18 protein-coding genes and 1 pseudogene are annotated in these 24908 nt (G+C 69.5%); 9 read left to right on the forward strand and 10 right to left on the reverse strand.

The annotated features are described in order from the left end of the window. Positions 1-2: 2 nt before the first annotated feature. From QME70_02430 to QME70_02440, 3 genes are all read right to left on the reverse strand, one after another. A complete protein-coding gene (locus QME70_02430; GenBank protein ID MDI6893468.1) occupies positions 3-1979 on the reverse strand; it encodes a nitrilase-related carbon-nitrogen hydrolase in 1977 nt (658 codons plus the stop codon). Positions 1980-2082: 103 nt separating this feature from the next. After that, positions 2083-2364: a metal-sensitive transcriptional regulator gene (locus QME70_02435; GenBank protein ID MDI6893469.1), complete on the reverse strand. Its 282-nt coding sequence runs from the start codon at positions 2362-2364 to the stop codon at positions 2083-2085. Positions 2365-2504: 140 nt separating this feature from the next. Then, positions 2505-4637 carry a cation-translocating P-type ATPase gene (locus QME70_02440; protein ID MDI6893470.1) on the reverse strand — a complete coding sequence of 711 codons (2133 nt, stop codon included), beginning with the start codon at positions 4635-4637 and terminating at the stop codon, positions 2505-2507. A gap of 930 nt (positions 4638-5567) precedes the next feature. Here QME70_02440 and QME70_02445 point away from each other — a divergent pair. The 8 genes from QME70_02445 to QME70_02480 all read left to right on the forward strand — a co-directional run bounded on the left by QME70_02445 (position 5568) and on the right by QME70_02480 (position 15553). Beyond that, the gene (locus QME70_02445) at positions 5568-7157 is read left to right on the forward strand and encodes an FAD-binding oxidoreductase (GenBank protein ID MDI6893471.1); all 1590 of its coding nucleotides are present in this window, start codon (positions 5568-5570) and stop codon (positions 7155-7157) included. A gap of 60 nt (positions 7158-7217) precedes the next feature. Beyond that, positions 7218-8873 carry a glycerol-3-phosphate dehydrogenase/oxidase gene (locus QME70_02450; protein MDI6893472.1) on the forward strand — a complete coding sequence of 552 codons (1656 nt, stop codon included), beginning with the start codon at positions 7218-7220 and terminating at the stop codon, positions 8871-8873. A gap of 81 nt (positions 8874-8954) precedes the next feature. After that, positions 8955-10601 carry an FGGY-family carbohydrate kinase gene (locus QME70_02455; protein ID MDI6893473.1) on the forward strand — a complete coding sequence of 549 codons (1647 nt, stop codon included), beginning with the start codon at positions 8955-8957 and terminating at the stop codon, positions 10599-10601. Between the two features lie 372 nt (positions 10602-10973). Continuing rightward, positions 10974-12107, forward strand: a complete 1134-nt coding sequence (locus QME70_02460) for a YitT family protein (GenBank protein ID MDI6893474.1) — start codon at positions 10974-10976, stop codon at positions 12105-12107. A 9-nt stretch (positions 12108-12116) separates the two neighbouring features. Beyond that, positions 12117-12713 (forward strand): hypothetical protein, encoded by a 597-nt coding sequence (locus QME70_02465; GenBank protein ID MDI6893475.1) that lies wholly within the window; start codon positions 12117-12119, stop codon positions 12711-12713. Between the two features lie 400 nt (positions 12714-13113). Continuing rightward, a complete protein-coding gene (locus QME70_02470) occupies positions 13114-14694 on the forward strand; it encodes a hypothetical protein (protein MDI6893476.1) in 1581 nt (526 codons plus the stop codon). Positions 14695-14787: 93 nt separating this feature from the next. Beyond that, on the forward strand, positions 14788-14943 hold the full coding sequence (locus QME70_02475; GenBank protein MDI6893477.1) for a hypothetical protein: 156 nt from the start codon (positions 14788-14790) through the stop codon (positions 14941-14943). Positions 14944-15133: 190 nt separating this feature from the next. Beyond that, a complete protein-coding gene (locus QME70_02480) occupies positions 15134-15553 on the forward strand; it encodes an EamA family transporter (protein MDI6893478.1) in 420 nt (139 codons plus the stop codon). Between the two features lie 297 nt (positions 15554-15850). Here the strand turns inward: QME70_02480 and QME70_02485 are convergent, their stop codons facing one another. Beyond that, positions 15851-16720 carry a nucleoside phosphorylase gene (locus tag QME70_02485; protein ID MDI6893479.1) on the reverse strand — a complete coding sequence of 290 codons (870 nt, stop codon included), beginning with the start codon at positions 16718-16720 and terminating at the stop codon, positions 15851-15853. 693 nt (positions 16721-17413) lie between these two features. Here QME70_02485 and QME70_02490 point away from each other — a divergent pair. Continuing rightward, entirely contained in the window at positions 17414-17836 is a 423-nt protein-coding gene (locus QME70_02490) for a hypothetical protein (protein ID MDI6893480.1), read from the forward strand. Here QME70_02490 and QME70_02495 read toward each other — a convergent pair. From QME70_02495 to ilvE, 6 genes and pseudogenes are all read right to left on the reverse strand, one after another. After that, positions 17833-18852: an NDP-sugar synthase gene (locus QME70_02495; GenBank protein MDI6893481.1), complete on the reverse strand. Its 1020-nt coding sequence runs from the start codon at positions 18850-18852 to the stop codon at positions 17833-17835. The two genes, QME70_02490 and QME70_02495, sit on opposite strands and share 4 nt — an antisense overlap. A 227-nt stretch (positions 18853-19079) precedes the next feature. Next, positions 19080-20087, reverse strand: coding sequence for a ketol-acid reductoisomerase (ilvC, locus tag QME70_02500; GenBank protein MDI6893482.1), 1008 nt, complete (start codon positions 20085-20087; stop codon positions 19080-19082). Between the two features lie 22 nt (positions 20088-20109). Beyond that, a pseudogene (gene ilvN, locus QME70_02505) lies at positions 20110-20586 on the reverse strand (acetolactate synthase small subunit). A gap of 14 nt (positions 20587-20600) precedes the next feature. Next, on the reverse strand, positions 20601-22253 hold the full coding sequence (ilvB, locus tag QME70_02510) for a biosynthetic-type acetolactate synthase large subunit (GenBank protein ID MDI6893483.1): 1653 nt from the start codon (positions 22251-22253) through the stop codon (positions 20601-20603). Next, a complete protein-coding gene (gene ilvD, locus QME70_02515) occupies positions 22250-23998 on the reverse strand; it encodes a dihydroxy-acid dehydratase (GenBank protein MDI6893484.1) in 1749 nt (582 codons plus the stop codon). The genes ilvB and ilvD overlap by 4 nt, the downstream gene beginning before the upstream one ends. Beyond that, positions 23995-24906: a branched-chain-amino-acid transaminase gene (ilvE, locus tag QME70_02520; GenBank protein MDI6893485.1), complete on the reverse strand. Its 912-nt coding sequence runs from the start codon at positions 24904-24906 to the stop codon at positions 23995-23997. The genes ilvD and ilvE overlap by 4 nt, the downstream gene beginning before the upstream one ends. Positions 24907-24908 lie beyond the last annotated feature (2 nt).

Below are 24908 nucleotides of genomic sequence, written 5' to 3' on the forward strand. Positions count from 1 at the left end.
TGTCAGTCCCTTCCGTAGATTCCGGGGAAGTAGCGCTCGTACAGGGAGGGGTTGAACGCCCGGTGGACCCCGTTTTCGTCGCGCAACCTGCGCAGGCCCTCCAGGTCCAGGTCGGCTACCACCACGTCTTCCCCGTGCGGATCGTCGGTCTGGGCGAGCACACCATCACCTGTGGCAGAGAGTTCCATGGGGGCCAACACGCCGCTGCGCCCGGTGAGGGTGAGACCGAACAGACTGCCCACCATGCACGACTGGATGCCGTAGACCTGCGACTCCTGCACCCGTGGCCAGATGCCTCGCAGGGCCTTCCACCAGTTGTACTGCTCCGGGTTGGCACTGGGGATGATCACCACTTCGGCCCCGCGCTGGGCCAGGATGCGGAAGGTCTCGAAGTAGGTGGCATCCATGCACACCGGGGCGGCAAACCGCCCCCAGGGGGTACCGAAGATGGCCAGGTCGTCCCCGGTCTGGAGCCCCCATGCCACTTCCATGGGGATGAAGTGGCACTTCTGCTGCTCACCCAGCCTGCTCCCGTCCGGGTCATAGACGTGGGCCACGTTCACCATGCGGCCGCGGGCGTCGGGCAGGATGGCGCTGCCGGCCACCACGTACACGCCGAACCTGCGGGCCGCTTCGGAGAATGCAGCCTCGTGGACCTGCTGCACCACCGGGGCCAGCGAGCGGAAGATGTCGGCCACCGTGGCGTCGGGGCCCATGCTCCTCACCGCCTGGCCCGGGTCGCCCGCAGCCATGATGTCGTCGATGCCGGGCAGCAGACCCAGCAGGGCGGTGGCCACGTCCTCGGGGAACGCCACCAGTCGGGCGCCCCGTTCTGCCGCCCGGGCAGCAAAACCCAGGATCCTGCCCGCGTATTCCTCGGGCGAGCGCACCAGCTCGAGCCGCATCTGTACCGCCGCCACCGTTACGCGCGCGTCCCGCAGCGCAGCGCCCGCACATGCGCCCCCGGCCGGCACCGCCGCGTCCGCACGCGGGCCCCCGGTCTCCGCTGGCGGCAGCGGGGGTGCCCCCTCCGTCCCCGGAACGCTGGAAGCAGCGGGGGCGGAGCGATAGACGGCCGGCAGGTAGCGCCGGTACAGCCGGGGATTGAGCAAACCCAGTACGGGGTACTGCCGGATGACCTCCTCCCGGGCCGCGAAGTCCAGGTGGGCGAGCACCAACCCCTCCTCATCGGGTCCATCGTTCAGGATGCCGGTCTCGCCCGGGGTCATCTCGCAGGGGGCAAAGATGGCTGTGCGCCCCTCGAACTCCACCTCGCCACACGGGAGGGCCAGGCGGCCGTGGAGGCAGCTCTCCACCCCCAAGGTCTGGTTCTGCTGCACCTCCTGCCAGATTCCGGCCAGCTGACGCCAGGATACGTACGGGCGGCGCACCGCCTGCAGGGAGAGGAGGACCTGGGCGCCCTGTAGGGCCAGGATGCGGCTCACCTCGGGATACCAGGCGTCGCTCCCCACGAGCATGCCGAAACGCCCGACTTCGGTCGGGAAAACGAACAACTCGTCCCCCGGGACCAGGCCAACGGTCCTCTCCTCGGGGAGCACATGGGTCTGGCGCTGCCCCCCCAGCACCCTCCCGTCCGGTCCGAGGAGCACGCCCACGCGCCCGCGGTCGGGCAGCCCCAGGGCCAGGTACACTCCCGCCTCGCGAGCCACTTCCCCGGCGACCCCTACCAGGTCGTCCGCCTCCCCGCCAACCGCCTCCCCGTGAACGGCGGCCCCCCGAATTGCCCCACCCGCCGCACCGACCGATTCATCGTGTGCCCCCGGAGCAGGTGTGCCAGCAGCCCGGGCGCTGTGACCTGCGTGGGGGCGGGCCAGCAGATCGCCGAGATATGGGAGGACTACCAATCTGGCGCCGGCCCGGGCGGCCCGCTCGACGGGCCCGCGCAGGAGATCCGCTACCTCGCTCACGCTCTCGCACCAACGAGGCTCAAGCTGCACCGCACCCACCAGGACGTCCAACGACCTCACCCCTCTTCTCGCACACGTCGCCGCCCGTCGTGCAGCCGTGCGGCAGCGACACCGGACCGCGCCACGTGCCTGAGGCCAGGCCGCAACCAGCGGCTCACTGACCCAGGTATTCTTTGAGCGCTTCCCGCAGCCCTTCCAGGGATTGCTCCAGGGTGCCGTCCCTGACCGCATGCACCACGCACACCTTGAGGTGCTCGTCGAACAGCATGGCTGCCACTTTGTCCCAGGCCGCTTTCACCGCCCTGACCTGATGGAGGATTTCGGGGCAGGAACGCCCCTCCTCAAGCATCCGCGCCACGGCGCGGGTGTGCCCTTCTATCCGGGCCACCCTGGCCGCCAGCTCGCGATACAGTTGGGCATGCGGGTGCTCGCCCACGGCAATCGACCTCCCCCCGGACAATCGACCTCCTCCAGGACAACAGACCCCCCGGAACGGCTTCTGGTGGCGCCTCCTCGGCCCCGGGACATCGGCCGGTGCTCTGTCGGCAACGTCACCAGCAAGCCGGTAACCCGGCCTCACCAGCGGGGGCGGTAACCCAGCAGGCGGGCCGAATTGGCCACCACCGCCGCCGATGCCACGTTGTGCAGAACGGCCCCCGCCACCGGCGTGAGGATACCGGCCCAGGCCAGGGCCATCCCCACCAGGTTCACCGCCACGGCAAAAACCCAGATGTTCTGCTTGATCACCGTCACGGTACGCCGGCCCCACTGCAGGACATCGGGCACCAGCAGGAGATCGTCGCCCATGAGCACCACGTGGGCGCTCTCGATGGCGACCTCGCTCCCCGCCGCCCCCATGGCGATACCCAGGTCGGCTGCCGCCAGGGCAGGGCCGTCGTTGACCCCATCCCCCACCATGGCGACCCCCTGTCCATTCTGCCGCATCCGGCGGATCATTTCCAACTTTTCCTCCGGCATCATGCCCGACCGGTACTCGTCCACCCCCAGGGCCTCAGCCACACTGCGGGTGCTGGCTTCCGCGTCACCGCTCAACACCAGGATACGGGCCGCACCCGCGCGGCGCAGCCGGCACACGGCCTCCTGGGACCCCTCCCGCGGACGGCCGGCCACCGCGATTCCTGCCACCGGGCGGCCGTCGATCATCACCAGCAGGGGGGTCCGTCCCTGCCTCTCCTCCCGCTGCATGAACTCGCCTGCCGCCGCCCATGACGGGGCAGGACCGTACCCGTCGGCACCACCGGGTGTCCGGGGTGCCTCCCTCTCCTTTGCCAGTTGGCCCCGCTCGCATCCGTCAGCGGGCGCCTCCTGTTGAACCGCGGCCCGCCAGAGGGCGGCTCCGCCCACCTGTACCAACTCACCGTCGAGGCGAGCGGTCACCGACTGCCGCGTGACGCTGAAGTCTTCCGGTTCGGGGATGGAGATCCCCAACTCTTCGGCCCTGGCAACGATGGCACGCGCGAACGGATGGGAGGAGTGGCTCTCCGCGGCAGCTGCCCGCCGCATGAGGGAAGTGATCGCGTCGGCCCTGTCCCCCGTGTCGGCCCCCCGCGGATCGGCGTGAGGCGCGCGTCCGCCCGCGCCGGCCCCACCCCGGCCCGGGTCGTCTCTGTCCCCGCCCGGGGCAGCCCCGTCTGTGCTGAAGGGTTCCACTTCCACCACACTCGGCGATGCCGTGGTGAGCGTTCCCGTCTTGTCGAACACCACCGTGGTGACCGCGGCTGCAGCTTCCAGGGCAGCGCCACCCCGGATGATGACGCCCCGCCGGGCCGCACCGCCCACGCTGGCCAGCACCGCCGTGGGAGTGGCGAGCACGAGGGCACACGGGCAGGCGGTCACCAGCACCGCCGCCGCCCGCACCAGTTCACCGGTCACCAGATAGGCCGCTGCCGCCACGACCAGGATGATGGGCGTAAACCAGGAGGCGAAACGATCGGCCACCCGTTGGGTGGCACCCCGGCTGGCCTGGACCTCGCGCACGATGGCCACGATGCGCCCCAGGGTGGTGTCCTGCCCCACCCGGCCGGTCTCGATCTCCAGGGCTCCCGTCTGCACCACCGTCCCCGCATAAACCGGGCACCCGGGGTCTTTCTCACCGGGGACAGACTCTCCCGTGATGCTGGACTCGTCCACCGCACCGGAACCCGCGACCACCGCCCCGTCCACCGGCACCCGTTCCCCGGCCCTGGCGAGCACCCTTTCACCCGGCCACACTTCCCATGCCCTGACCTGCGTCCACACCCCGTCGCGCCACACCGTGGCCGTATCGGGCACCAGGTTGACCAGACTGCGGATTGCCCTCCGGGTGCTATCTACCACCACGTCCTCCACCGATTCCCCCAGGATCATCATGAAGGCCACGATGGCGGCTGCCCTGGCGTCGTGCAGGTAGAGGGTGGCGGCCATCGCCACCACCACCAGCACCCCGGCGGTGATGCGGCGGGACCGCCACACCTCCACCGCGGTGGTCCAGGCGATGGTGGCGGCCCCGGCGACAGCCGCCACCAACGTGGGATTCAACCACACGTTGCCCCACGCCGGGGCCAGCCCCATCAGGATAAGAGCCAGGAGGACGACGGGAAAGGCGAACCTGATCCCGTACACCTTCGCGCGCGCGACCCATCGCGTGTCACCCGGCGCCGTGTGGTGCGGCGGGGCCTCTTCGACGATTCCGTGGTGCCCTTCGTGCATCCTGCTGCGACCTCCTACCGTCACCGAAGGCGCTGCCAGCGCCGTTGCCCGCGCCGCTGCGACCGGTAGCGTTGCACTCGCTGGCGCGACCGGGGCCGTTGCCCGCGCTGGCGCGACCGGCGTCGGCTCGATCAGCGCGATCGACGGGCGCAGCGTAGATCCCATCCCCCCGGAGGGGATAGCGAGCATATGATAGAACAAAGGGCACCGAACCGTCAAGGTGTCAGATGCATCCCGTGTTGTCGGTCTGTGATATTGTCACCCTCTAAGCGGACTGAGAAAATGTCACCCATTGCTCCTCGATCCCATCGAGCACGCCGCCCTCCACCCCCTGCTCCAGCAGGTGGGCCCGCAGCCGGGCGATGGGGCACTTCTTCCTCCAACCCCATCTCTTTCACGCGTGGATTACTCCCCGTCTTGACAGCCAGGAAACGGATAGCAATAATGGGAAGAGACGTGGTCAGACCGGCTGGGCTCCCTTGGTCTTACCTGTGCCGCCGGTGTTACCTGTGGCTCACAGCGCACCCTGGCGCGGTTGTCAGGCAATCCCGTTTTCGCCCTCATGTTGAACAGTTGCACCGGGTTGTATGTCCGCGCGGCCGAGCGCTACTTCGGGCGCCCGGAAAACCGCGCGGCCTCGCGCATGTTCTATGCTCGGCTGCTGGAGGCAGCCACCGCGCGACGTCGAGGGGGCCGCAGCCACGGTGGCCGAGGCCATGGGGGAAAGCATCATCCTGTGGCGGGAAACCGTCTCTGAGGGGGAGTCGCTCACGGCGGCGGGCGGTCGCCACCCTCGATGAAGAGCTCGACGGGGGAACCGGAGGCGTCATAGCGTGTCAGCACGATGAGCAGCGGACGGACGCTACGGGACCGCCGCAAGCCGACGGGGCTGACAGCTCCTACGGAACCGCGGCAAGGGGGCGGACAGGCGTGAGACGCTGGAATGGCTGGGGGGACGAAGCGGTCACCTATCCGGTGCCACCCGGAGCACAGCGGTTTTTGGAGGCGGCGCTGGGAGCGGGTGCGCCACCACGGGACGTCGCCCTGGCGGACGTGGTGGCCCGGGTTCCCCCCTCACGCCTGCCCGCTCATCCCCTGGTGAGCACCGATCCCGAGCAGAGGGTGCGCCACGCCCTGGGCCAGAGTCTGCCCGACTGGATCGCCACCCGCAGCGGAACGCTTGTCGCATTCCCTGACGGGGTGGCCTTCCCCGCGGGGAACGAACAGGTGCGCGAGCTGATCCGGTATGCCCGGGACACCGGCACCCGCATCATTCCCTACGGGGGAGGAACCAGCGTGCTCGGGCACCTGGCGGCACCACCCGGCGATCCCCCTGTGCTCTCCGTGGACCTGGGGCGGATGAACACCCTCCTCCACCTGGACGAAACCAGCCACCTGGCCACCTTCGGGGCGGGCGTGCGGGGGCCCGAACTGGAGCGAGCGCTCGGGCAACGAGGGTTCACCCTGGGACACTTTCCGCAGTCGTGGGAGTACTCCACCCTGGGCGGCTGGGTGGCCACCCGCTCCGCCGGTCAGCAGTCCCTCGGCTACGGGAGAATCGAGGACCTCTTCGCCGGAGGCCGGCTGGAATCCCCTGCGGGGACGCTGGTGATGCCGCCCTTTCCCGCCTCGGCAGCCGGGCCCGACCTCCGCCAACTGGTGCTGGGATCGGAAGGCCGCCTGGGCGTTTTCACCGAGGTGACGGTGCGGGTGACCCCCCTGCCCGCCGGGGAGAGCTTCCCCACCGTTTTCTTCCCCGATTTCGAGTGTGGCATGCGGGCCGTGCGCGAGATGGCGCAGACCCGCCTCCCCCTGTCCATGTTGCGCCTGAGCACTGCCCAGGAGACCACCACCAACCTGGTCCTGGCTGGCCGGGAACGGGCCATCGGACTCCTGGAGCGGTGGTTGTCCATGCGCGGGGCCGGGCCGGGTAAGTGCATGCTCCTCATGGGTCTCTCGGGCAACCGGGCGCTCTTGCGCCAGGGTCGCCGACTGGCCCTGGAGGCAGCACGTTCCCACGGTGGCGTGCCGGGGGTGGAAGCGTTCGGCCGCGAGTGGATCAGGCATCGCTTCCGCACCCCCTACCTGCGCAACACCCTCTGGGAAATGGGTTACGCCGCAGACACCCTGGAGACGGCCGCCACCTGGAGCGTGATCCCCGGCCTGCTGGAAGCGGTGGAGTGGGCGTTGCGGGAGGGGCTGGCCGCCATCGGGGAAAGGGTTTACGTCTTCACCCATCTCTCCCACGTCTACCCCGACGGTGCCAACATCTACACCACCTACCTGTACCGGCTGGCAGCCGATCCCACCGAATCGCTGCGACGCTGGCAAACCCTGAAGGGGGCCGCCAGCCGAGCCATCGTGGCCGGGGGCGGGACCATCAGCCACCAGCACGGCATCGGCACCGACCACCGGTCCTACCTCGAAGCGGAAAAGGGCGTCCTCGGCATGGAGGTGCTGCGGTCCGTGTGCCGCACCCTCGACCCGGCCGGCATCATGAACCCCGGTAAGCTGCTCTAGGGCAAGGCAGGCGACCGGGCCCGTCCCGGGGACGGGCCCATGTGGTTGGGGGGCGATACCATGCGCGATCCGGACGGTACCGTCTGCGGTCCGCCGGGGGGCGATAGCCACTGCGGTCCGTTGGCGGGCGAGACCGTAGGGGACCGCGCCCGTCGCTGGGGGACACTGGACCAGCCCTGGGACGTGGTGGTGATCGGGGGCGGGATCACCGGCGCCGGGATTTTCCGGGAGGCGGTGCTGCAGGGGTACCGTACCCTCCTCCTGGAACGGGCCGACTTCGCTTCCGGGACCTCCAGCCGTTCCGGAAAGCTGGTGCACGGCGGCCTGCGCTACCTCAAACAGGGCCAGGTGAGGGTTACCTGGCACTCGGTACGGGAACGGGAAAGACTCCTGCGGGAACTGCCCGGCCTCGTCACCCGCCTGGACATCCTGCTACCGGTGTACCGGGGGGACCCGCTGGGTGGCTTCCTGCTCAAGGTCGGCCTGGTCATCTACGACGCCATGGCCATGCGTCGCGGGCACGAGTATCACCCCGCACCTGCCTTCCTGGGTATGGCGCCCCACACCCGCAAGGAGGGCCTGCTGGGCGGGTTCCGGTACCGGGACGCCCTCACCGATGATGCCCGGCTGGTCCTGCGCGTAATACGCGAAGGGGTCAAGGCCGGCGGGGCGGCACTCAACTACGCGTCCGTCGAGGAACTTCGGCGCCCGCGCTCGGGGCGCGTGGAGGGCCTGACTGTGCGCGATGCCGTCACCGGCCGTACGGCCGAGGTGCGGGCACGCGCGGTCATCTCCGCCGCGGGTATCTGGGCGGACCGCTTGCGTGCCCGCCTGGGCAGACGGCCCCGCCTGCGGCTTCTGCGCGGCAGCCACCTCATCTTCCCCGCCGCCCGCCTGCCCGTGCCGTACGGGATCAACGTGTTCCACCCCGCCGACGGCCGGCCCCTCTACGTCCTGCCCTGGGAGGGCGTCACCCTGGTGGGCACCACCGACGTGGACCACGGAGATGATCCCGAGGGCGAACCCTGCATCAGCCCGGCGGAGGCGGAATACCTGCTGGAGGCCGTGCGTCACCAGTTCCCCGCCCTGGACCTGGGGCCCGACGACGTGCTCTCCACCTTCGCCGGGGTGCGAGCCGTGGTGGGCACCGGAAAGAAGGACCCCTCCCGGGAGTCGCGGGACTACGCAATGTGGAGGGAAGAGATGCTCACCGTGGCCGGGGGCAAGCTCACCACCTTCGGGGTGCTGGCCCGCGAGGCCCTGCGCCGCCTCCAGGCGCAGCTTCCCCGCGCGAGCCAACCGGCCGCCCAAGAGGCTGCCGCCGGGGGGGCTGCCGGACCGGGGGCCGCGTCCCTGTTGGCCCCGGGGGCCTGGTTGCGCCTGCAGGGTCGGTACGGCCGGGAAGCCGCCGACCTGGTAGGCAGGGCAGGACCGGGAGAACTCGAACCCGTGCCCGGGACGGCCACCCTGTGGGCGGAACTGCGCTGGGCGGCGGCCCGCGAGGACGTGGTGCACCTGGACGATCTCCTCCTGCGGCGGGTTCGCCTGGGCCTCCAGCTTGCCCGGGGAGCCATCCCCCTGCTCGACCGCATCCGCCCCCTGGTGCAAGGGGAGCTGGGCTGGGACGAGACCCGCTGGCAGCAGGAACTCGACCGCTACATCGCGCTGTGGGATTCGTCGTACAGCCCCGCTCTCGCTGGCGCAACCCCGGGCTGAACCCCGTACCCCACGGGGCCAGGCCGGGGCCCGATGTTAGGGCCCTGGCGGCCGGGGGTCCGCGAAGAAAGGAGGGAGCCCATGGGTGGCGAGTTGATCCTTTCCCTGGACGCAGGCACCCAGAGCATGCGCGCCCTGGTGTTCGACCCCCGGGGTCACCTGCGGTACCAGGCCCGGGTACCCGTCCATCCCCCCTACCATTCGCCGCAGCCGGGGTGGGCCGAGCAGGAACCGGACACCTACTGGGAGGCCCTGGCCCGTGCCTGCCGGATGCTGTGGGGGCAGGGGGCTCAGCCTGACTCTCTGGCTGCACTGGCCCTCACCGGCCAGCGGGCCAGTGTGGTGAACCTGGACCGGCAGGGCCGACCGCTACGGCCGGCCATCCTCTGGCTGGACGGGCGGCGGGCGGAGCGTTTCCCGCGGGTGGGGGGCCGCTGGGGGCTGCTCTTTGCACTGGCGGGGCTGCGGAGCACCCTCGAGTACCTGCAGGCCGAGGCTGAGGCCAACTGGCTGTGGGCCAACCAGCCCGACGTGTGGGAGCGCACCGCCCACTACCTCCTGCTGTCCGGCTACCTCACCCACCGGCTTACGGGCCGCTACGTGGATTCCGTGGGATGCCAGGTGGGTTACGTCCCCTTTGACTACCGGCGCCTGACCTGGTCGGCCCCTTCGGACTGGAAGTGGCAGGCCCTCCCCGTGCGCCGGGAGACCCTGCCCGAGTTGACACCACCCGCACGGAAACTGGGCGAGGTGACGGAGCCGGCGGCGCGGGCCACCGGCCTGCCTGCGGGGCTGCCCGTGGTGGCGGCCGCAGCGGACAAGGCCTGCGAGGCGCTCGGGGCCGGGTGCCTGAACCCCTCCCTGGCCTGCATCGGCTACGGGACCACTGCTACCGTCAACGTCACCTCCCCCCGCTACCTGGAACCCATCCGCCTCATCCCGCCCTACCCCAGCGCAGTGCCCGGTGCCTACAACCTGGAGTTCCAGGTATACCGCGGTTTCTGGCTGGTTTCCTGGTTTCGGGAACAGTTCGGCCAGCCCGAAACGGCCGCCGCGGGGGCGCAAGGGCCGGGCGAAGGCCCCCCGGTCGAGACCCTCCTGGACCGCCTGGCGGAAGGGGTCGCGCCCGGCAGCCAGGGCCTGGTGCTGCACCCCTACTGGTCTCCGGGCCTGCGCTTCCCGGGCCCCGAGGCCCGGGGGGCGGTGGTAGGGTTCGCCAGCTTCCACACCCGTGCCCACTTTTACCGGGCCCTGCTGGAAGGACTGGCTTATGCCATGAGAGAAGGGAGGGAACGGATCGAGCGGCGCACGGGGGTCCCGGTACGGGAGCTGCGCGTGTGCGGGGGCGGGTCGCGCAGCGACCTGGTCATGCAGATCACCGCGGACGTCAGCGACCTGCCCGCTTCCCGCCCGGGCGTGGCCGAGGCATCCGGCCTGGGCGCGGCCGTGCTGGCAGCGGTGGGCGCCGGGCTGCACCGCGACCTCCCCACCGCGGTGCGGGAGATGACGCGCACCGGGGAGCGATTCGAGCCGCGGCGTGAGGCGGTGGCCGTGTACGACGACCTCTACCGCAGGGTTTACCGGCGCCTCTATCCCCGGCTCCGCCCCCTCTACCGGGAACTACCCGGCGCGACCGGCGGGGCGGCGACCAGGGGGGCGACCACGCCAGCGGCCGGGGCGGCGAGCGAGCAGGCCCATAGCGGGGCGCCGTCAGGGAGGGCCAATTGATTGAGCCGACCCGCACGGGGTCGGCTCAATGGATGGGAAGCACTGGTGGAATCACACGAACCACATAGCGAGCACAGCGATGGTGAACACGGCCAGAATGATGATCCAGTTCCACCAGGGGCCGGGACCCGGAGCCTTGGTCTCCACCTCTTCCACCTCCTTCTCCTCAGGGACAGAATATGACGGTATCCGGCCGGGGGACAGCGGTAGTCTCACGTCTCGACCCCCTTCTGCTTCACATAATATGCAAGCGGGGTAACTGGTGACGCTCCCGCCGGGAGCGTAGGCCCCCTGCCGAGGGCACCCACCGTACCGGAGGCCAGCACCCCGACAGGGGCCACACGGGCCCCAGGGGGCGTGCGGGAAGGCCGTATGCCCTGCTATAATGGCATCGTGGCAGAAAAAGCTGCCTTGAAGGTGGCGAGATACCCCGTGCGCACCGCTGACGAGAAAGCGAGCACCGCAGCGGTCCCCGCGACAAACCGGACCGGCCGGGAGGGAGCCGACCAGCTTCGCAGCGGCCTCATGCTGGTGGCGGGAGCCGCCATATTCTCCCTGGGGCTGAACGGCCTGGTGGTGGCCAACGGACTGGCCGAAGGGGGCCTTTCCGGGATCTCAGTCATCGTGCATTACTTCACCGGCTGGCCGGTGGGGGTCCTCTACCTGCTCCTCAATGTCCCGCTGCTCGTACTCGGCTATATCTCCCTCGGCGGCCGCTTCACCCTGCGCACGCTGGTGGGTGCGGGCCTGGTCACCGGGGCACTCATCCTGACCCGATCGGTCAGGTTTCCCATGAACGACCTCCTCCTCGCCTCCCTGTACGGAGGCGTGATCAACGGCACCGGCCTGGGGCTCATGTTCCGCGCCGGCGGCTCAAGCGGGGGCCTGGACATCCTGGCCCAGCACCTCCGCCACCAGCGCGGCCTCACCGTGGCGGAGACCTACCTGGTGGCGGACGGCATCGTGCTGGCGGCGGCGGGGTTCCTGCTGGGAGCCGATACCGCCCTGTACGCCCTCATCGTCACCTTCGTGGGGGGACGGGTGGCCGACCTCATCCAGGAAGGGCCCAACCGGGCCAAGGCGGTGCTCATCATCACCGGCCGGGTGGAACCCCTCACCCACTACGTGACGTCGGTGCTGGAGCGGGGGGCTACGGTGTTTGACGTACGCGGTGCCTACACCGGGCGGCCCAGGGGCCTGGTGATGACCGTGCTCAGTCGCCGGGAACTGGCCCGCCTGAAGCAGCACGTGCGCCAGTTGGACGCCCGCGCCTTCATGGTGGTGCAGGATGCCACCGAAGTCATCGGCGAAGGATTCGGTACCATCGTGCCCCCGCACGGGCCGGCACCCGCGTCCCTACGGGCCGGGCGCCGGGTGCCGCGGCCGCGGCGGAGGACCCAGCCGCCGGATCAGGGACCGGAAATCATCCGGGATGGCGGCCCACAGGCGCAGGGAAACCGGCGGCGGCAGGCGAATGGACCCCGAAAGCGACTACCTGAGAGGTAGTGGGAAAGGCTGGCCCGTGAGGACGCGCGGGTGATGGGCATCCTGGGCCTGGGCGTGCAGGGGCGCGCCAACCTGGAGGCAGTCCGCCACGTGTGCGACATCCGGGAGGTGCGTGCCTACGACATCGTCCCCGAGCGCCGGGACGCCTACGCCCGTGAGATGGAGGAAGCCACGGGGATACGCATCATCCCCGTCGACACCCCCCGCGACGCCGTGGCGGGTTGCGACATGGTGGTCACCGCGGGCCCCATCCTGAAGCATCCCACCCCCGTCATCACACCCGACTGGCTGAGTCCGGGGGTGCTGGCGGTGCCCCTGGACTTCGACTCTTACTTCACCCCGGCCAGCACGCACGCAGTGGACTACTCCGTCACCGACGACGCCGCCCAGTACCTCTACTACCGCCAAACCGGTTACTTCGGGGGATGCCCCGACCCCCACGCCGACCTGGGAGAGGTGGTGGTGGCCAAGAAGCCAGCCCGCACCGACCCCTCCCAGAGGATCATGAGCATGAACCTGGGGCTGGCCATCGAGGACATGGCCGTGGCCCAGGCCGTCTACCGCCGGGCCGTTGACACGGGCCTGGGCACCGCCCTCCCCCTCTGACCCGAGCCGCAAAGGGCTAAAGCCCCCGAGGAGGATTCCTCGCATGACGGAGCGTTCGCGGACAGGATCAACGAAGAGATCCTGTTCTCCGCCATAGAGGGCAACAGCACCCTGAGGGAAAGCAGAGAACAGGTCGCCCGCGGGGGATACTCAGTGCCGCGTGCCCGGCCACACCGGGCGCTGCATGAAGCCATGCCACCAGAGTGTAAGGCGCGTCTGCAGGGGGAGGCGGTCCGCGTAGAACCCGATGATTTTCCCCTGGATCTGTTCAGCACCCGCGGCCACAACCTCCAGCCAGACGGGCAGCGGCTTCGTGGAGGGACTCCCGGCCCACCCGGGCGCAACGCCGCTATGCCTTCTGTCGTCTATCCGTAGGGAAGGTCACAGAGGAGGGATAGTCTTGTTAGCCCGGATAAATGAGCACCTGTTCTCAAGGAAGGGGGGAAAGGGCTCGCGAGGGCACGGGCGGCCAGGGGCGGGGCTGGCTCCCCGGATACTTGCGCTGGTCACCTGCCTGTCGCTGCTCCTTCCCCTCGTGGCAGCAGGCTGCTTCGGAAAGCCGACCGGCGAGGGCCCGGCCGGGACCGCCGGGCCTGAGCAGGAGCCACTGCGTCCGGGCGCGGTGGCCGTGCGCATGGAAGGTGCGATCGCGACGGCGGGACCCTTTCCGCAGTTGCTCTCGCCCCGGTGGGTGAGCACAGGAAAGCTGGTCGCCCTGGCCAGACACGATGGTAGTGAGTCGCTGGTCGAGTTTTCCCGCGGTGAGGGGAACACCTGGACCGGTCGCACCCTGCTCACCCTGAAGGCGGGCTCCGTGCCCGCATCGTTTTACGGGTGGGACTATCTGTACGAGGGTAAGTCCATTCTGTTTACCTCCCTGTCGGAGAATTGCCTGTGGCAATACGACATACCGCCGTCCGCGGCCCAAAGTGCCGAGCAGAAGGTCTCGCGGGTAGCGGAGGGGATCCACACCTTCAAAGTCTCGCCAGATCACACCCGGGCGGTCGTATACGGCCCCAAAGAGGCCAGCATGCTCGATTTTCGCACCGGTGGCACCACCTCCCTCCCCGACGTCCGCACCTACGAGTTTCCCTTCACCGGGCACGCCAGTAGCTGGTCCCCCGACAGCTCCCACTACCTGTACCAGTTGGTGAAAGGGCAATTGAAAACCGCCTTCGGCATCGTGAGGGCCGACACCGGAAAGACCGTCAGGAGGATTGCACCGGATGACAGTTGCGCCTTCGACGCAGTATGGTCGCCGGATGGTGTCCACGTGGCCTTCCTGCTGCTGAAGGGCAGGGGCGACGGATTCCTGGGCCCCCATGACGAATTGACCCCTCCCATCGCCCACAGGTTGGGGATCCTGAACGTGCGGACGGGCGAGGTGGCCTACCTGGCCGTCCCGCAGAAGCTGGTCTACGGGCTGCCCGTGTGGTCCCCCGCGGGCGATCAGGTGGCCTTCGCGGCCGGCACCGTGCAGGGATCGAAGCAGAAAGGCTTCCAGGCCAGTACCACCCTCTACGTGGCCTCCCGGTCCGGCAAGGAGTGGCAGGTCGGCCCGGTCACCCGGGAAACCGAAGGCGCCCGCCATGTCCCCCGGTCCTGGGCTCCCGGTGGCAAGGCCCTGGCCTTCACCTCAGGGAGGGATGAGCCGCGCCCACAATACACCTTCGGCGTGGTAACGGCCAGCACGGGTGCAGATGGCCGCCTGTCCTGGTCGGCCCCCGTCATGCTCGGCGAGGTGGACGAAAGGGTGGTCTGGCTCGACGAGCACACGCTGGTGGGACTGGTAACCCCGGCGGCGGGCAAGCAACAGATCCGCGTGTTCTCGGTGGACGGGAGCGTGGTCTCCACGCTGGAGGGACCGCCGGTACACCACTCGGAGATGGCCCTCTCCCCTGACGGGCGCTACCTGGCCTACACAGTAGTCGCTCCCGGCCAGGACACCGCCACAGTCCTCAAAATACGCCCCGCGAGATAACCAGGCGGGAGGAACGCAAGCGCTCCCGCATTCCTCCAGCCGTGTGAATTTCTTGACGCGCGACACCGAGTTGTCACAGGGAGGGGCGGTTTCATGGAACCCGGGATCAGGCGCGCAGAAGAACGGGACATCGACGCCCTGGCTGAGATGTACGTGGAATTGCACAACTTCCACGCGACGGCAATTCCTTCCCGCCTCCGTATAGTGGGTGGAGTGGACGATCGCCTGGTGCGGGCGCGATCGAGATAGAGGTGGACATCTGGGAGTTCCCGGGCGGCCCTCTCGGTTTCTACGACAAGCTCGGGTATGTGACTCAGAGACGCAGGATGGTTAGAAGGCTCTAGATCTGCAGCGGCCGGCGTTCACAGAAAGAACACCACCGCCAGGGCAAAGGTATAATGACCTGGCGGCAGCCTTCGCCCGTGGAGGAGGGATGATTGTGAGCGCCGTAGCCTGGGCGTTCCTGGCCATGCTGCTGTGGGGCGCCGCCCCCATTCTCGGCAAGCTGGGCCTCGCCCGCACGGACCCTTTCCTGGGACTTCTCGTCCGTAACGGTACCGCCTTCCTGATCCTGGTCACAGGTCTGCTGGTGGCCGGCCGCCTGCGCCTCCCCATCCCCGTCGACGCCCGCAGTGGTGCCCTGCTGGCCGGGGAGGGGATCGTGGCCTCCCTGCTGGCCCAGCTTGCCTACTACTGGGCCCTCAAGCTCGGCAGCCCCGCCCGCGTGGCGCCGCTGGCGGCCGCCTATCCCCTCATCACGGTTCTGCTGTCACTCATCCTGTTGCGGGAGCACCTTTCCTGGATGCGAGTGGCCGGCGCCCTCCTGGTAGTCGGGGGGGTCATCCTGCTCGGCCGATAGCCTTTCTCCCGCAGGGCAACCTCGCGAGCTCGCCCGGCGGCCCGGACCGGAGAGGACCACGTCCCACCCGGCTCGGCGAGAAACGCCACCCCGCGCCTCAAAGGTGTTGCTTCAACTCCTCCACAGAGGCCCGGACGAGTTCATCCCCGGTTACTTGTGGCAGGCGGCTCAACCGCCACCTCCACCCCCCATTATACTGGAAAGGTTTGCTTTCCTGCACCTCCGTTCCCGCCCGACCGACCAGCTCGCCTATCCATGCTTCCGCCACAGGATTGTCTGGCCGCTCCCGGCCGCCGGTCACCCTGAGACCTCGTCCGTCGCCCCGCAGACCACGGGCGGCGCCCGGCGTCCCAGGACACGGGGTAGGGCGTGGCAGACCGCCTCCAGGGTGGTCGCCACCCGCTCGGTCCGGTACCCCTCCTCCCAGCTTTCGCCGAAGAGTTCATCGCTGATGAAGAGCACGGCGGCAAACTCGATATGGCGGTACATGGCGATAGACATGAGGGCGGTGCATTCCATCTCCACCGCCAGAACACCTTCCCGGGCATACTGCTCGACCTTGTCCCTTGTCTCGCGGCAGGGGGAATCCATGGTCCAGACGCCCCCTTCCGTCACGCGCATCCCGGCGAGGGCTGTCCTGAGTTCCGCCAGCAGTGCGGGCGACGGCCGGCAGGCCGCACCCGGAGGGAGGTAGTGGTAAGACGTCCCCTCCTCCCGCACACCCCAGGTGGGCAGGACGATATCTCCAATCCTGCACCGCGGGCTGAGCGAGCCGGCCGCCCCCACCATGAGTATGCGCCCTACTCCCGACGCGATCAGGGCTTCCATCAACATGCCCGCTGCCGGCGCGCCGATGGAGGACAGGTAGACGGCCGCCTCGTTGTCCATCCTGCCCTCCACCGCACCCGGGAGCACGGGCGCCTCCCTGGCGTCCACAAGCCCCAACGCCCGCAGCAAGGACTGGTAAGATCTCCTCGTGAAAGACAGCACGGCCAGGTCCGCAGCAATCTCTTTCGCGAACACCGCTGGGTCTATCAGCGCCGGCGCTGCGGACAACCACATGGGTCCCGCCAGGCCTACCGGCCCGCCCTGCCCCGCCGGCCCTGCCGAGCCCGGCCCATCCGGGCACACGGGCCTTTCCCAGCCCGCAGCACCTTCTTTGCCCACAGAAGCCCCCCTTTCGCTTCGCCAGGAAAACCTTGAGCCCTAATACCCCTCGACCTCCCGTTGCGGGGCCAGTCTGCTCGGGAGGCCACAGCCCGCAGCTAAACCGAGGAGGACGACCGCGCACAGGAAGATGATGGTGAGCGCCCTGATGATCCCCGAGCTTTTGCTTCCGCGCACTCCTGCCATCCCCCTTCCCGCACGGGGTCCAGGAACAAGCCAATAACTTCCACGCCACCGGCTGGCATTTCGGCAGAGCAACATCCGATTCCTCCTGAACAGGATTGCCTCAGCGAGCGACGCGCTGCCTTCACTGCGGTTACAGGAAGCTACCATGGGGATGGTTCTCGGCCATTGCGGCAGCGGCGGTGGACGGGCATCCCGGCATCGGTCCGTCCCTGTCAGGGGTCATGTAATTCACCCACCGGGCCGCTGGAAATGCCAAGAAGTTCTGCCGCGCGTCGAGCGGGCCGTGCCTTACGTCAGAGAGAGTCCTTATAACCCCGCATCTCTCCCCTCAACAACATGTGAAGGTGGGGAGAAGCCGGGCAGGGAGCCGGGAATCATACAGTCTGCGCAGGGCAAGCAGGCGGTGTGCGGCGAGCAGGCGGTGTACGGCAAGCAGAACCGCCTTGGCGGGGGTGAGGCGCCACGCTGCGAACAGGGCGGGTGTTGGTGGGCGGGGCGGTGGGTATCGTGGCGAAAGATCTGATCTTGCAGGGGGCGGTCGCCGCGGGGTGGGCGCGTTACGACCTCTGGGCTGTCCTGGCGAGACCGGTCTTGGGCGGGGATGTGGTACCGTTCACCGCCGCCTGGTCCGTGGCCGTCACCGGTTTCTTCCTCCACCTGGCCATCGGCGTGGTCTGGGCGGAGATCGTGGAACTGGCCCGCCCCTGGTGGATACCTCTCGTGGGTCGACACCCGGCAGTACTGGCCTTGGTCAATACCGTCCTGATCTGGACGGGATGGGGCCTCAGCTTCCCGGCCGTCGGGCTGGGACCGGCGCCCTGGGCCCTGGGGCCGCTCACCACCGCCATCACCCTGGCGAGCGACCTGGCCTACAGCCTGGTGCTCAGCCGCCAGCTTGTTCCCCGGCCGCTCCCGCACCGGGCAGGTTAGCAGCGGACCATGACGCCCACGGCTGCGGCGCGCTCGTCTTCCACCACGGCGCCGTAGCCCACCACCGCGCGCTCCAGAGATACCCCACCACCCACGACGGCATCGGCCCACACCACGGTGTCCTGCAGGCGGGCACCCATGCCCACCCTGACCCGCGGGCCCACCACCGCCCAGGGCCCCACCTGGGCGCCCTTCTCCACGCGGCAGCCGTCACCCAGGACGAAGGGAGGGACGAGACGGGCGCCGCGCTCGACCACCACGTCCTCTCCCACCCACCCCCCACCCTGCCGCGCGCCCAGAAGGGGAATGGCGGCCCGGCCCTGCAGGATGTCGCGGTGCACCTGCAGGTAGCCGGCGGGCGTCCCCAGGTCGTTCCAGTACCCCACCGCGGGGAACCCGTACACCGACAGCCCCGCCTCGATGAGCCCGGGGAAGGTCTCCCTCTCCACGGAAACAGCCCGTCCCCCCGGGATTATGTCGAGGACCCGGGGATCGAATGCGTAGATCCCCGCGTTTATGTAGTTGCTGGGCGCCTCCTCCCGTCGGGGTTTCTCCACGAAGCGCCTGATGCGGCCGTCGGCGGCCAGGTCCACCACCCCATACGGGGAAGGGTCGCCCACCGGGGTGAGGGCGATGGTCACCGCCGCCCCTTTCTCCAGGTGGAACCGGTAGAGGGCCCCCAGGTCGGCACTCGACACCACATCGGCGTTGAAAACCAGGAAGGGCTCTTTGAGGCCCACCGCCGCGTTGCGGATGGCACCGCCCGTGCCCAGGGGCTCGGCCTCCAGCACCAGCGAAATCCACTCGTCCAGCCCCTGGCCGTGGAAGTGGTCCCGGATGACCTCCCAGCGGTGACAGGCCGTGCAGAGGATGCGCGTCACCCCCTGCGCCCGGCAACTCGTTACCAGCCGGTCCAGCCAGGGCTGGTTCGCCACCGGCACCATGGGCTTGGGCAGAGTCTCAGTCAGGGGGTGAAGGCGCGTGCCCTGGCCACCGGCCAGAAACACAGCATCCACGCAGGAAACCTCCTCCATGACAGGGGGCAAGGCCGGCGAGCCCGGCCTTGCCTGACTTGCAGCTTTAATCTAGATGAGGGAGCCCCTACCTGTCAATCCGGAGACAAGCCAGGCAGCGGCGGGATCACTGCAGCGCCGCCCGTCCGGCTCGGAAGACCCCGACCAGCCCTGCGGGCTCGCACCGGGCGGCGCCATGCCCGACCGGTGGCACAGGCGGGTGGCCCTGCCTAGTTTGCCCCTGCGCTTGGCGCTTTCAGCCAGGGCATCATGGCCCGCAGCTTGTCCCCCACCTGCTCGATGAGGTGAGAGGAGTCACGCGCCATCAGGTTGGTGAGCACGGGCCGGCCGGCCTGGTTCTCCAGGATCCATTCGCGGGCGAACTCCCCGGACTGGATGCGGGCCAGGGCTTCCTTCATGGCCTGCTTCACCTGGGGGCCCACGATGCGGGGTCCCATGGTGAGGTCGCCGTACTTGGCGGTGTCGGAGACACCCCGGCGCATGTGGGTGATGCCGCCCTCGTAGATCAGGTCCACGATCAGCTTGAGCTCATTGAGGCACTCGAAGTAGGCGATCTCGGGCTGGTAGCCAGCCTCCACCAGGGTCTCGAAGCCGGCCTTGATGAGGGCGGTCACACCCCCGCACAGCACGGCCTGCTCGCCCAGGAGGTCGGTTTCCGTCTCCTCCCGGAAGGTCGTCTCGATGACCCCCGCCCGCGTGCAGCCGATGGCGCGGGCATAGGCCAGGCCGATCTGGTGCGCCGAGCCGGTGGCGTCCCGGTGCACGGCCAGCAGGGCGGGAACCCCCGCTCCTTCCAGGTAGAGGCGACGTAACAGGGCCCCCGGGGCCTTGGGCGCCACCATGAATACGTCCACCTCGGGCGGCGGCACCACCTGGCCGTACAGGATGTTGAAGCCGTGGGCGAACCCCAGGGCCTTACCCGCGGCCAGGTGAGGCCGCACCTGCTCCTCGTACACCTGGCGGTGCTGGTGGTCGGGGAGCAGGAACACGATCACCTGCGCGGAAGCCGCCGCCTGCGCGGGGGTCATCACCCCGAAGCCGTCGGCCACGGCCCGTTCCCACGACCGCCCGGGCCGCAGGCCCACAACCACGTCGACCCCGCTATCCTTCAAGTTCTGCGCCTGCGCACTCCCCTGGCTGCCATACCCCAGCACGGCTACCCGCGAGCCTTGCAGCCGCCCCGGGTCGGCGTCCTGATCGTAGAGTACCCTGGCCATGCCACATACCTCCCCTTGATTCCTTGCTGCCGCGGGCCATGGCGATCTTGCCCGTGCGGACGACTTCCATAATGCCGAACTCGCGCAGGAGATCCACCATGGCCGAGACCTTCTCCTCGTCGCCAGTGATCTCCACCACCAGACTGCGCCGCGCCACGTCCACGATCTTCCCCCGGAAGATGTCCACCACCTGCATGATGGCCGTGCGCTGGGCGGGGGGCGCATGCACCCGCACCAGGGCCAGCTCTCGACCGATGGCATCGGGTTCCTCCAGTACGGACACCTTGATCACGTTGATGAGCTTGTTCAGCTGCTTCTGCACCTGCTCCAGGATCCGGTCGTCCCCATCCACCACGATGGTCATGCGCGAAAGCGAAGGGTCCTGGGTGACGCCCACGGCCAGGCTCTGGATGTTATACCCCCGGCGTCCGAACAGGCCGGCCACCCGTGAGAGGACCCCGGGCTGGTTCTCCACCAGGACGGAAAGGGTGCACTTCATGCCTATCACCCCCCTCACCAGCTCACGATGATGCGGGCCAGGGGTTCCCCGGCCGGCACCATGGGGAGCACCTTCTCGTCCGGCGGCACCAGGCAGTGGAGCAGCCCGGGACCGGGCTCGGCGAGCAGCGCCGACAGCCCTTCCTCCAGCTCGCCCGGATCGCCGCACCGCCAGGCCTTGATACCATACGCGCCGGCCAGTGCCACCCAATCGGGACCCTGCAGCGACACCGCTACCAGGTTGCCGTCGAAGAACATGTCTTGCCACTGGCGCACCATGCCCAGGCTGCCGTTGTCCAGGAGCACGATCTTGATGGGCAGATTCTCCTGCCGCACGGTGGCCAGCTCCTGCAGGTTGATCTGCAGGCTCCCGTCCCCCGTCACCAGCACCACCGTCTTGCCGGGACACCCCACCTGCGCCCCCACCGCCGCCGGCAGGCCGTATCCCATGGCTCCCAGCCCGCCCGAAGTGAGCAGGGTGCGGGGATGGTAGAAGGGGTAGTGCTGGGCCACCCACATCTGGTGCTGGCCCACGTCGGTCACCAGGATGAGGTCTCCCCGCCGGGCCGCGTCAGCCGTGGCCTGGGCCAGGGCGCGCACGGTGCGGGCGCCCATGCCGTCCTGCCCGGCCGGCGACCGGAAGGAATCAACCTGGTCCACCCACTCCTGGCGCCGCCTCTCCGGCACCAGGGGGATAAGTGCCTCCAGCACCCGGCCCGCGTCGCCCACGATGGGGATGTGGGCGGGCACGTTCTTGCCCAGCTCAGCCGGGTCCACATCCACGTGGATGATCTGCGCCTCTGCGGCAAAGGCTTCCCGCTTGCCCGTCACCCGGTCGCTGAAGCGCGCCCCCAGGGCCAGCAGCACGTCACACTCCTGCACGGCCCGGTTGGCCGCCACGGTGCCGTGCATCCCGACCATCCCCAAGAACAGGGGATGGTCCGCCGGCACCGTCCCCAGGCCCATCAGGGTGCTGGCGACGGGGAACCCCCCCTTCTCGGCCAGCCGCACCGCCAGGGGCGCGGCTTCCGCCCGGTTAACACCGCCCCCCACCAGGAGCAGCGGCCGTCTCGCCGAAGCAAGCACCTCCGCCGCCCTGGCCACCTGGGCGGGGTGGCCGTCGCGCCGGGGTTTGTATCCGGGAAGCCGGGGGGCGGCATCAACGACCGCCGGCACTTCCGCCTCCGCCACGTCCCGGGGCAGGTCCACCAGGACAGGACCGTTGCGGCCGGCCTGCGCCAGGTAGACCGCTTCGTTCAGTATCCGGGGCAGATCTTCCACCCGGCTCACCAGGTAGTTGTGTTTGGTGAGGGGCATGGTGGCCCCGAAAACGTCCGTTTCCTGGAAGGCGTCGCGGCCCAGCTGGCCGGTGGGAACCTGCCCGGTGATGGCGAGCACCGGCACCGAATCCAGAAAGGCGTTGGTCAATCCACACAGCAGGTTGAGCGCCCCCGGACCCGAGGTGGCGACGCAGGCTCCCAGCCTGCCGGTGGCGCGCGCGTAACCATCGGCCGCCATGGCGGCGGCTTGCTCGTGCCGCACCAGCACGTGCCGCAACGACCGGGGCAGCACGTCGTACACGGGGATGACCGCCCCGCCCGGATAACCGAAGATGACCTCGATCCCATGCTCGCGGAGCGAGTTCCAGAGGACTTCGGCGCCGATCATGGCCCCTCACCCGCCCTCGTCCGCCCCTCCCGCCCGACCCGACGGCCGCGACCCCGGAGGTCCCCAGCGCTGCGGCGGGCGGGGCTGGCGGTGAAGACGGCGCAGCGGGCGGCGTCGGTGACGAGCGCCCGGTAGCGCTGCAGGATGCCCGCCGGCACTTCTCGCTCGGGACGATGCCAGGCGGCCCGCCGCCGCGCCAGTTCCTCCTCGGAAACCAGCAGGTCCAACCGGCCGGCCCCCACATCCAGCGAGATGAGATCACCGTCGCGCGCCAGGGCGATGGGGCCGCCCGCGTATGCCTCGGGACTGACGTGGCCCACGGCACCACCACGGGACGCCCCCGAGAAGCGGCCGTCGGTCACCAGGAACACCTTGCCTTCCAGACCCCGACCGGTGAGCACCGAGGTGGCCTGCAGCATCTCCCTCATGCCGGGCCCGCCCGCCGGCCCCTCGTAGCGGATCACCACCGCCTCGCCCGGCCCCACCCGGCCCGCCAGGATGGCTTCCACGGCGTGTTCCTCGGCGTCGAAGACGCGGGCCCGGCCCTGCTGCTGCCAGGCCTCGGGGGCCAGGGCGCCCGCCTTGATGATGGCCCCGGCCGGGGCCAGGCTGCCGTACAGCACCCGCAGGCCGCCCGTGCCAGCCCAGGGCTCCGCCAGGGGACGCACCACCTGGCCGTCAGCTCCGGCGGCCGCGCGCAGGTTTTGCGCCACGGTGGCCCCGTTCACGGTGAGGGCCTCGCCTTCCAGGAGGCCGCCCTCGTGCAGTTCCTTCATTACCACGGGGAGACCGCCCACCCGGTCCAGGTCCTCCATGAAGAGGTCGCTGGCCGGGCTGAGCCGGCAGAGGTGGGGAGTACACCGGCTGATGCGGTCCACCAGCGCCAGGTCGAAGGGCACCCCGGCCTCCGCCGCGATGGCCCCCAGGTGCAGGATGCTGTTGGTGGAGCCACCCAGGGCCATGTCCACCGCCAGGGCGTTGGCCACCGCCATGGGGGTGAGGATGCGGGAGGCGCGCAGGTCCGCCCGCCAGGCGGCCACCGCCTGTCTCCCGGTGGCGCGGGCCAGGGCCCGCCGGCGGCTCGACACCGCCGGTACGGTGGCGCTGCCGGGGAGGGCCATCCCCAGCGCTTCTGCCAGGACGTTCATGGTGTTGGCGGTGAACATGCCGGCGCAGGAACCCGGACCCGGGCAGGCGGCCAGCTCCACCCCGCGCAGCCCGGCGGCGTCCAGGCGCCCGTCGGCGTGGGCGCCCACGGCCTCAAACAGGTCGGAGAGGTCCACCCGCCTTTCGCCCAGCCTGCCCGCCAGCATGGGCCCGCCCCCGCAGAACAGCGCGGGGACGTCCAGGCGGGCCGCCCCCATGAGCGTCCCCGGCACGATCTTGTCACAGCTCGCCAGCAGCACGATGGCATCCAGGGCGTGGGCCTGCACCATCACTTCCACGCAGTCGGCGATGAGTTCCCGGCTGGGCAGGGAGTAGCGCATACCGGCGTGACCCATGGCCAGGCCGTCGCACACCCCCGGCACGCCGAAAGCCAGGGGTACCCCCCCGGCTTCCCGCACCCCCTGGGCCACCGCCTCGGCCAGGGCACCCAGGTGCATGTGCCCCGGCACGATCCCACCCCAGGACACGGCGATACCCACCAGGGGCCGGGCCAGGTCCTCGTCTCCCAGGCCCAGGGCCCGGAGCAGGGACCGGTGGGGCGCCCGTTCCGGGCCCCGCTTGATCACGTCGCTCCTCATGATCGCTCGCCTCGCCCCCGCACCCCCACCAGATCACTGCGGGCAGCGGCCCCGGCATGGCTGCGGGTGAGCTCCCGGAAGGCGGCCGTGAGCCGGGCGGTAACGGACCCCGGCTTCCCGGTTCCCACCGGCCGGCCGTCCACCTCCACCACGGGCATGATCTCGCAGGCCGTGCCGGTGAGGAAGCACTCGTCGGCCACGTAGAGGTCGTGCCGGCAGAACAGCTTTTCCTCCACCGGAATGCCCATGCCGCGGGCCAGCTCCATCACCGCGTTGCGGGTGATCCCCTCCAGGATGCCCACGAAGGCGGGCGGCGTGACCAGGACACCGCGCCGCAGGATGAAGATGTTCTCCCCGGTGGCCTCCACCACGTACCCCTCCGGATTGAGGAGGATGGCCTCCGGGTATCCGGCCTGGAGGGCGTCCAGCTTAGCCAGGATGTTGTTAAGGTAGTTGAGTGACTTCACGCGCGGGTTCAGGGCGTTCACCCCCACCCGCTGGGTGGAGGCGGTCATGGCCCGCAGCCCCTGCTCGTACAGTTCCGCCGGGTAGAGGGCGATGTGGTCCGCGATGATGACCACGTTGGGGGAAGTGCACTTGCGCGGGTCCAGCCCCAGGTCGCCCACCCCGCGGGTGACGACCAGGCGGATGTACGCAGCCCGGAGGCCATTTGCCTCCATGGTCCGGTAGATGGCCGCCCCCATCTGTTCCACATCGATGGGGATGGCGAGCATGATGGCCCGGGCCGACTCATAGAGACGCACCAGGTGCTCCTCCATCTTGAAAACCCGGCCCTCGTAGGCGCGGATCCCCTCGAAGATGCCGTCCCCGTAAAGGAGGCCGTGGTCGAAAACGGACACGCGCGCCTCCTCCGGCGGCACCAGTTGGCCGTTGAAGTAAATGAGCATCC

The sequence above is a fragment of the Bacillota bacterium genome (assembly GCA_030019365.1).
GTDB lineage: Bacteria > Bacillota > Sulfobacillia > JACIYH01 > JACIYH01 > JACIYH01.